This window comes from Bacillus cereus group sp. BfR-BA-01492, assembly GCF_022662815.1.
In the GTDB taxonomy this organism is placed as follows: domain Bacteria; phylum Bacillota; class Bacilli; order Bacillales; family Bacillaceae_G; genus Bacillus_A; species Bacillus_A cereus_BD.
The window spans coordinates 1-2,752 of the sequence record NZ_JAKUEH010000042.1 but is presented as its reverse complement, the minus strand read 5'-3'; the positions used below and the strand labels follow the sequence as shown (position 1 = coordinate 2,752).

The window sequence follows — 2,752 nt, the reverse complement described above, 5'->3', positions numbered from 1 at the left end:
ACCGAACACGGAAGTTAAGCTCTCTAGCGCCGATGGTAGTTGGGGCCTTGCCCCTGTGAGAGTAGGACGTCGCCAAGCAAAAACCTAAGTCAAGCTGACTTAGGTTTTTTTTGTATATTACAGCTGCTCCGAACGAGAAATCCCATCGCCTTAGGCATGGGATGGAAGTGAGGTTGGGTACGGAGTGCCACTAAAATCATAAGGTTTGTGGTGTTTTAAACGCAACATGTATACGAATTTTCATTCATAGTCATCAAATTTAGAGCCAGTCCAAAATTATAACCTTTGGACTGGCTTTTTTTACTATACTAGAAGTTTATTTCATTTAGTAACACATGATGTTGTAGGGAAAGCGTATATAGAAGAAGAGGGAAAATAGCAATGAATATAGACGTAGAGAAAGCTTTTAGCAAAAGTAAACTATGATAAACTGATAGTGACCATTGCACAGGAAATGAGAATAAATGAATGTTCCATCAGATTTCATTGAACTGTTGTAACTATATGTAAAAAAGAAGCCGGGGATACAGTCCCTGTATATAAAAAGGGAGAGAAGATGATGAAAGGAATAGGTATGCTATTTATTGCAATTCTATTATGGGGAGCAGCCATCGCTCCTACAAAATGGGCTTTAGAATCTGTTCAGCCATTTACTTTACTATTTCTTCGTCTTTGTTTTGCTGGAGGGATATGTGTGTTATTTTCTTTTCGGCAACTACGCGAACATTTTGTACATAAGAATATTTCTTGGAAAAGGATAAGTTTATTATCATTTACTGGTGTAGCTGGATATTTTATGTTTACTTCGTATGGTATATCTTTAACTAGCGGTTTACATGTCAGTATTATCGATGCGATTTTACCATTAGTAACAATTGTTTTTTCGGCAATATTTTTAAAGGAATATATTCGATTAAATTATTGGATTGGGATTACACTAGGATTTATCGGTGTTATATGCATTACAATGCCATCTGGTACAGATCATCAAGAGGCTTCTCTTATTGGAGATATATTTATTTTAATAAGTACATTTTTATTTGCTTTTTATACTATATTGCTAAAAAAACCAAAGCAGGAAAAAAGATTATCAAATGAAGTGTTTACAGCTTTAACATTAATTGTTGGAGCCATTATAGTATTGCCTTTTGCTATAGTGGAAGTAAGTTACTACGGTTTGCCACGAATCACTACATGGAAAGCAATTATGAGCTTTATATATCTTGTTATTTGTGCAACAATTCTTGCTTATTGGTTTTGGAATAGAGGACTTGAATATGTCTCAGCATCAGTAAGCGGATTATATATGAATGCATTACCGCTTGTAAGCATCATTACTTCGATTATTGTACTAAATGAATCATTAACAATAAAAATTGTAGTAGGAGGATGTTTCGTGTTGCTTGGTGTTTTTTGGGCTGATAAAGATAAATTTCGGATTGTAATTAAGCGAGGAAATCGCAAAAATAGAATGGAATAAAACGTATGGATTGTAGTAATAAGAAAATAAGGAAAGGGGATATTTGATTTGTAATGTATCCTCTTTTTTATGAGGAAATTTTTATAAAGGTATTGTTATATGTTCCCTTTCGAATGTTTATATGTTTTAAAATCATCTTGAAAGATTTCTGTGACAAGTTGTATACATTCAGTATCGTAAAAGCTTTTATAAGTTGGATGTCTTGGAAATAAAGGATCTGTAATATCGGCGTCTGCGAAATTTCCTGTATAAATCATGGAAGGTGTTTGATGATGCCATGACTTTGACAAGGTTTATAAGGGAGAAATTTTTAAATTGTAATCTTTTTCCAGAGTAGAGATTTCTTCATTGAAGTTTTCTAAGTATATGTATTTTTGAATAATATTCTCTTCTCCTGTTATATATTGTCGACTGTAATGAGGATTAATTTGGAAAGGTGTTTTTCTATTCGCATATAAATCATATAGAAATTGTTTGAAAGAAATGCTTTTATGGCAAGACTCATCATTATATAGAAATTTATGTAATGGGCGCCATGCTGGATTTTCAATGTAAGGGGAGCGATTAAAGAAACAAAGGAACTAACTGCTCTTTTATAAGGGTTGCGAACAAGTTTAATCGTTGTTTTTTACTTTTCTCGTAATGCCACTCCTAATTTTATATGATAAGAGGAACTCCTTATATATATCATATTCATAATGATGAATGAACGAATGATACTGTAGTGCTGTTTTTAGTAAACCGATTTGATAAAAGAACCACATTGCAAATGAGGTGCATCCACTTTTTTGACTCCAAAATAGAATCATCGGAAACTTTCTGTGATAATGAGGACAGCGTGAACAAGCGCTCATAATATGCAACAGAGATGGAGGGAGCATGTCTCCACTCCTTTCGATTTAGACGTATTAAATATATATGTAGATGAAAAAGAGAGCATGAATGTTCTGAAAGGAATTTAGAATTAGTTAAATATCGAAAAGTTCTCTTTAAATAATTTTATAAAATCTATTGACTATTAGTAAATAGAGGTGTAATATTATACGAGTCGCTGAGAGAAACAACGCAAAACGCGACAAACGAAATGAAAAATTTAGTTGACATTGAAATATAAAAGTGTTAACATAAGGAAGTCGCAAATGAAGCGACAAACGAGTTCTCTGAAAACTGAACGAAACAAAAAACGTGAAACGTCAATTTTTATTTATGATGCTAGACAAACTTTATTGGAGAGTTTGATCCTGGCTCAGGATGAACGCTGGCGGCGTGCCT

1 protein-coding gene, 1 rRNA gene and 1 pseudogene are annotated in these 2,752 nt (G+C 33.3%); 2 read left to right on the top strand and 1 reads right to left on the bottom strand.

What is annotated here, in order from left to right; translation table 11 throughout:
* A 5S ribosomal RNA gene (gene rrf / locus MR063_RS22330) occupies positions 1-78 on the top strand; the annotation flags it as partial.
* A gap of 481 nt (positions 79-559) precedes the next feature.
* Positions 560-1,480, top strand: coding sequence for a DMT family transporter (locus MR063_RS21415; RefSeq protein ID WP_242201330.1), 921 nt, complete (start codon positions 560-562; stop codon positions 1,478-1,480).
* Between the two features lie 95 nt (positions 1,481-1,575).
* On the opposite strand, the pseudogene MR063_RS21410 reads toward MR063_RS21415, so the two are convergent.
* Positions 1,576-2,361: pseudogene (locus MR063_RS21410) on the bottom strand (sulfotransferase family 2 domain-containing protein).
* Positions 2,362-2,752: the final 391 nt, after the last annotated feature.